3 protein-coding genes and 1 other RNA gene are annotated in these 3,601 nt (G+C 64.1%); 3 read left to right on the forward strand and 1 reads right to left on the reverse strand.

The genetic code is table 11. The features are described from left to right. Window positions 1-77: 77 nt before the first annotated feature. Window positions 78-794 carry a 2-C-methyl-D-erythritol 4-phosphate cytidylyltransferase gene (locus tag AAGD32_18415; protein MEM8876223.1) on the reverse strand — a complete coding sequence of 239 codons (717 nt, stop codon included), beginning with the start codon at window positions 792-794 and terminating at the stop codon, window positions 78-80. Window positions 795-895: 101 nt separating this feature from the next. On the opposite strand from AAGD32_18415, the gene AAGD32_18420 reads away from it, so the two are divergent. The 3 genes from AAGD32_18420 to ssrA all read left to right on the forward strand — a co-directional run bounded on the left by AAGD32_18420 (window position 896) and on the right by ssrA (window position 3,598). Further along, window positions 896-1,906, forward strand: coding sequence for a mechanosensitive ion channel family protein (locus AAGD32_18420; protein MEM8876224.1), 1,011 nt, complete (start codon window positions 896-898; stop codon window positions 1,904-1,906). 139 nt (window positions 1,907-2,045) lie between these two features. Beyond that, complete coding sequence (locus AAGD32_18425; GenBank protein ID MEM8876225.1) at window positions 2,046-3,158, forward strand: hypothetical protein; 1,113 nt, start codon at window positions 2,046-2,048, stop codon at window positions 3,156-3,158. An 83-nt stretch (window positions 3,159-3,241) separates the two neighbouring features. Beyond that, window positions 3,242-3,598, forward strand: a transfer-messenger RNA (tmRNA) gene (gene ssrA / locus AAGD32_18430). The last annotated feature ends 3 nt before the right edge of the window (window positions 3,599-3,601 follow it).

Here is a 3,601-nt window from a genome sequence, read left to right on the forward strand (position 1 = left end):
CGAAGCCGATGCCGCGCGGCCGACGCGAATGAAATCGAACCGGATGCAGACCGGTGCGCCGGGCCGCGGCTTCCATGTTAGCTTGATGGCTCAGCGATCGCGAGCGCTTTCGCGAGCGTGAGATCCTCCGGCCGTGTGATCTTGAGGTTGCGAAGATCGCCCGCGACGATCGCGATCGGCTCGCCGAGTCTGGCGACCAGGCCGGCGTCGTCCGTGCTGACCGGGTCTGGCTGCTCGTATGCTCGTCGCAGCAGGTTGGCCTCGAAGAGCTGCGGGGTCTGAACAAGCACAACATTTTCACGCGAGAGCTCGGCGGTCGCGATGCGAACGCCCGATCCGTCCTCCGGGCCTGCTCTGCGCAGCGTGTCGGACGCGGCGATCGCGGGCACGACCGCACGGTGCGTCTCCGCGGCGATGCGCAGACGATCAAGCATGTCGGCAGGCGGCAGCGGGCGGGCGCCGTCGTGCACGGCGATGTGCGTCGCCTCCGCGGGCACACATCCGATCGCGTGCCGAACCGACTGCCAACGATCGCGGGGACCACCTGGGCAGACCGTGGCGCCGATGTGTTGCACCGCTGCGGCGTGCGACTGGAGAAATCGGCGTCGCTCGGCCGCGTCGTGCGGCCCCGCGACAATGACGCTGCTCACGTGCAGGCCGTCGGCGACCCGCGCGAGCGCGTGACCCAGCACCGAGCGGTCCCCGATCAGCGCGGCGAGCTTGTCGGTGGTGCCGCCGGCGGACCGGTACCGCGTCGAGGCGCCGGCTGCGGGGACGATCAGGCAGATGTTCATAACCGCACCGGGTCTCGCTTGCGGGTGGATGACGCGGTGGTCGCCCGTTACCATGGCGGCCCGCAGGGGACAGTACCAGATACTCGGTTCAAAAGATGGGGATGAACACGATGCTGATCAATGAATACGCCGCCTGGATGGAGGCTCAGCCCGAAACCGGGGCGGACGGAACGGTCGAGGACGCTGCGGCAGCGGTTGAAGACGCGGCCGAGGCCGTCGAAAGCGCCGCGGCGGCCGAGGAAGCCGCGCCGGTCAACGAGGCCATGGAGGGCGCGATCTCGCGGTTCACCGATGGCGACATCTCGAGTGACGACCTGATGTTCGCATGGACAGCGGTCGGGCTGCCGATCGTCAAAGCCATTGTGCTGATCATCGCCGTGTTGATCATCTCCGGCTGGGTCCGGAGGATTGTGCTGGGCGTGACGCGGAAGGCCAAGGTCGACGAGACGCTCGCGCGGTTCTTCGGCAACATGGCCAAGTACATCGTGATGATCCTCGGCGGCCTGGCGATCCTGAGCACGCTCGGAGTCGACACGACGAGCTTCGCGGCTGTGATCGCGGCGGCCGGTTTCGCGATCGGTCTTGCGCTGTCGGGTCTGCTCGGCAACTTCTCGGCGGGCATTATGCTGCTGATCTTCCGGCCGTTCAAGGTCGGCGATGTCGTCAGCGCGGGCGGCACCACGGGCAAGGTCGAGTCGATCGAGCTCTTCACGACTATCTTCGACACGCCCGACAACCGCCGCATCATGGTGCCAAACTCCGAGATCTTCGGCGGCACGATCGAGAACATCACCCACCACCCGACGCGGCGGTGCGATGTGGCGGTCGGCACGGATTACCCGGCTGATATCGACGAGACCCGCCGCGTGCTCGAGCGCGTGGCCGGTGAGGTCGAGGGCGGGCTGGCCGACCCCGGCGCGGTCGTCTACCTCAGCGAGCTCGGCGGCTCGAGCATCGACTGGGCCGTCCGCGTGTGGTGCAACGCCGGCGACTACTGGGCCGTCAAGGAGCGGCTAACGCGGAACATCAAGGTCGCGCTCGATGAAGCCAACATCGGCATCCCGTACCCGCAGATGGATGTGCACATCGACGGGGCCGTAAAGCAGGGCTGATCCCGCCGAACAGTGCAAGATTCTTCAACGCCCGGCCCCGTGCCGGGCGTTTTCGTTTGGAGGCGCTGGAAAGCAGCCGATATCTGTTGCAGGTCGAGAGCCGCTTTGGCCGGATGGCACACCGCCTTGGGAGCGAGACATGCAGAAGATGACGATGCTTGCAGTGATGCTGAGTGCATGCGTAGCGGGCGCGCAGATGCCGATGTTTGAGATGGTCCGCGATCCGTTTGGAGAGACCGGGTTTGAGCCGCTCGGCTTCGGCGGCGGGGCAAGTTTGATCGGGATCCGCGAGCATCATGAGGGCGGCTGGGAGTACGGAGCGTTGACGGCGACGGGCATCGAGGTCTTCGATTTCGCCTCGCTCAGCCCATCGCGGCCGCGTGCTGCCGGGTTCCGTGGCGACTGGTTCTTGTTTGAAGGGCTCGATGCATCCAAGCGCGATCACCGGCTCGCCATCACGCGCGACGGCAGGATGAACGAAGCCTGGTCACCATTTGAAGGGTCACGACTCGAACAGGTCAGTCTCGGGATCAACGGCACGATCGCCGCGATCGATTACACCGAGAAGGACCCGACGGGCTTTTCCAACGGAATTCTCGTGTTCAACGACAGTAAGTCAACGTTGATCCCGGGCTCGGACAATCGCTCGCTCCACGGCATCACCAACGACGGTCGCTTCTTTGCCTCCGACAACGGGCTTCGGTCCTCGTTGTGGAGCATCAATGGGACACGTGAAGAGGTCCCTGTACCGTATGAACCGTTCGATTTTGTTTTGCCCCTGGAATCCACATCTTCGCATGGCGTGCCGGTGATCGACGTCAACTACATCAGCGGGGATCCACGAACGGACACGTTTGTCACATATATCAACGGTGAATCAACCGTATACAACGTGCCGCAGGCGGTTTTCAATGCAGTTATCAGCGACGCTGATCTGAACGGCATGGCCGTAGGAACGCACTTCGATGACCGCTTCTGGACGTGGACGGACACGCCTCCGCTGCGGCGTGGGTCGCTCTGGCTGGACGGTGAGTTGTTCTTGTTGGACGATCTTGTCGACAAAGCGTTCACGACCCAGGAAACGATCAGCCGCGGTCTCTCTATCTCGACCGAAGGCGAGATCCTCGCGGTCTTCGATGGTGCTGGCCAACCGGCCGAGTTCGTCCTTCTCCGCCCGATCCCGTCGCCCGGTTCGCTTGCGCTGCTGGCGAGCACAGGCGTGTTGGCGGTCTGGCGTCGACGGTCGTTGTAGCGGTTCTGCGGAGCGTAGAACTCGGAGCAGGATGCAGACGTAGAATAACTGTCGCTGGGAAGCCGGCAAGCTTTTTGATATCTGGGGCCGATGTGGTTTCGACCGGGCGATTTCAGGCTCGGCGTTGCGCGTCGAGGTGCATGGAGGCCTCGTTAAACACCATGCAACACTTGATAACTGCCGAACCGCAGTTTGCTCTGGCAGCCTGATACAGGCCGCCTGAATCCCCTGTGACGCCTGCTGGCGGGGGGTTCAACGATCAGCAGGCTGGCCGACTCCCGGTGTCTCCGGGGGTGAAGCGGCGAGACAATACCGGAGGCTGGACCCGGCGGAGGGTGTCGATGCCCGCCAAAGGGTTGAGATCAAACCATCGACTACACGCGTAGATGCGTCGGACCGACCGTCACGGCACGGGGGTTCGATTCCCCCCGGCTCCATTGCAA

Source organism: Planctomycetota bacterium, assembly GCA_039182125.1.
In the GTDB taxonomy this organism is placed as follows: domain Bacteria; phylum Planctomycetota; class Phycisphaerae; order Tepidisphaerales; family Tepidisphaeraceae; genus JBCDCH01.